Origin of the sequence: Pseudomonas sp. 21, from assembly GCF_000955805.1 — a bacterium.
Lineage (GTDB): Bacteria > Pseudomonadota > Gammaproteobacteria > Pseudomonadales > Pseudomonadaceae > Pseudomonas.
In genome coordinates, this window is sequence record NZ_JYOA01000023.1 from 1 (window position 1) to 2,129 (window position 2,129).

General features: G+C 60.2%; 1 protein-coding gene and 1 pseudogene. Both read right to left on the reverse strand.

Going from position 1 to position 2,129, the window contains the following annotated elements:
* The coding region (locus UB43_RS28700) for a hypothetical protein (protein WP_156160534.1) at positions 1 to 397 on the reverse strand (397 nt) is incomplete at its 3' end.
* Positions 398 to 891: 494 nt separating this feature from the next.
* Positions 892 to 1,172: pseudogene (locus UB43_RS29395) on the reverse strand (1-deoxy-D-xylulose-5-phosphate synthase N-terminal domain-containing protein); the annotation flags it as partial.
* Positions 1,173 to 2,129: the final 957 nt, after the last annotated feature.

The window sequence follows — 2,129 nt, forward strand, 5'->3', positions numbered from 1 at the left end:
TATCGTCGGTGGTGGCGCCGCTAGCCAGCTCGCCGGTTACCGGGCCGGCATGGTCGGTGGCGGCGAAGGTCATGGCCGGGCCGCTAGCTGTCTTCAGCAGCCCGCTGCCGAGCAGGCCATTGAACGCGTAGGCCGAAAGGGCCGCGGCGCTCATGGGTGCGGCATACGAAGTCGACAGTTCGTCGGTGGAAACGGCAGGGCTCACAGAGGGCATGGTCCCAATGGAGGTGAGGTTGCCGCCATACAGGTTAGTGATTTCGACCGGGGTGCTCGGAACCGCATAGGCGGGGTAAACCTGGAGTTGCTCGTTGTTCTGCAGTTCCTGCGCGGCGGAGGTATTACGGTCGTTTCCTACAACTGTACTCATTGCGTGAAATTTCTCTATCGGTGTTTTCATTTACAAATCAGAGCGTTATCTGGTTTGTCGGTGTCTTGCCGCCAATGCTTTGTGAGTGCGCTTTTACTGCACTGCTGCACGGGTATGAGAGGGCGCATCGGGTGCGCGGCGCGACTCGCGAAGCCAGCAATGGCGCGACCAAGACCGCCAGAGGTGCCTGGCGGACGAGCACAATCGACGACGCCGCTGATTCGAACTACGTGGGCACTACGGGTTGATCTGTGCGAAAAATCTGAAGCGCGGGCTGTGCCGTTTTCGTCTTCCGATGCGGTGATAAAGAACAAGCTGCGCAAGGTTTGGAACTTCACAGTTAAGGGCGTTTCGGAAACCCTCTGATGATTCCGTGAGACCAAGGAGAAGCCTGTGGCCCGACTGAGCCTGGAAGAACTGCGTCAATTGTCCGAGGCGATCCTGCGCCATCACGGTTTCAGCGAGCCCTACGTGCAGGGCGGGAAAGGGACGGCGAGCGCGATGACTGCCCATGCGCTCGTGGCGCCGGTTAGGATCTTGTGCGGGTAGGACTGGTGGCCGACGTCCCACACCAGACGGTCGTCCGGGGCGTCGAAGGCGTAATGCAGGGCAACCGTCAGCATCGATGATGCCCAGGCCTGCGCCGAAATGGCCGCCGCTGTACTGCAGGTACTGGCGCAGTTCGTCAGCGAGGATCAGCAGCTCCGCTTCCCCGAACCGGCGCAGTTTGATCGGTGTGCTGGCGCGGTCGAGCAGGGGCGTGGCAGGGCGCGCGGGGAACCTCGTGAAACGTCGTGGGTACCAGGCCGATTGTTATGAGAGGCAAAGATGGAGGTTTACCCGAAGCTCCGGATTGACCCAAGCAACGTGGGGCCAATCCTTTGGACGACCGGATGGCCTGGCCTGGCGCCAGGATGGTCGAAGGCTGCCCCGGTGGCACTGAGTCGCAAGGGGGTGTGGTCTGGTTGGGGGAAAAGGCCACTGGCAAGCTTAAAGCAGCACGACGAGCTTCCTCGAGAGGGCTCGCCGTGCAACAGGGCGTTACACCACGATGTTCTGGATCGTCAGTTCGTCGAAGTTCACTAGGGGGAAGTCAACCGGTGCGTAGTGCGTAGCGATTGAATCCACTGCTGTGGTAACGACCGTGGAAATGCTGTGGGCCAGCGGTAGTTCCTGTGTGAAAACTTCCAACACGTTGCTCAGCGAAGGCAGTGTCGTCTTGCTGTATATCTCATGGGCGTTGGCGCTTTCGTCGCGCAAGGACAAGCCCAGGCTGTTCAGGTCCAATTCCATGGCAGTCTTCACCAGCCCATGACTAAGTACCTCTTTTAGCGCGTGGTCGGAGATCGGACCAATGACCACGGGGACGGGGCTGGTAACGCCAGTTCCCTGGTGAGCTGGGCTGGCCGAGTCGACGAAGGGCTCGGGGATCGGATTGATTGAAATCGGACCGACGACCACGGGGTTGGTAACGCCAGTCCCCTGGTGAGCCGGGCTGGTCGAATCGATGAAAGGCTCGGGGATCGGATTGATTGAAATCGGACCGACGACCATGGAGCTGGTAACGCCAGTTCCCNNNCCGGGCTGGTCGAATCGACGAATGGCTCGGGGATCGGATTGATTGAAATCGGACCGACGACCACGGGGTTGGTAACGCCAGTCTCCTGGTGAGCCGGGCTGGTCGAATTGACGAATGGCTCGGGGATCGGATTGATTGAAATCGGACCGACGACCACGGGGTTGGTAACGCCAGTTCCCTGGT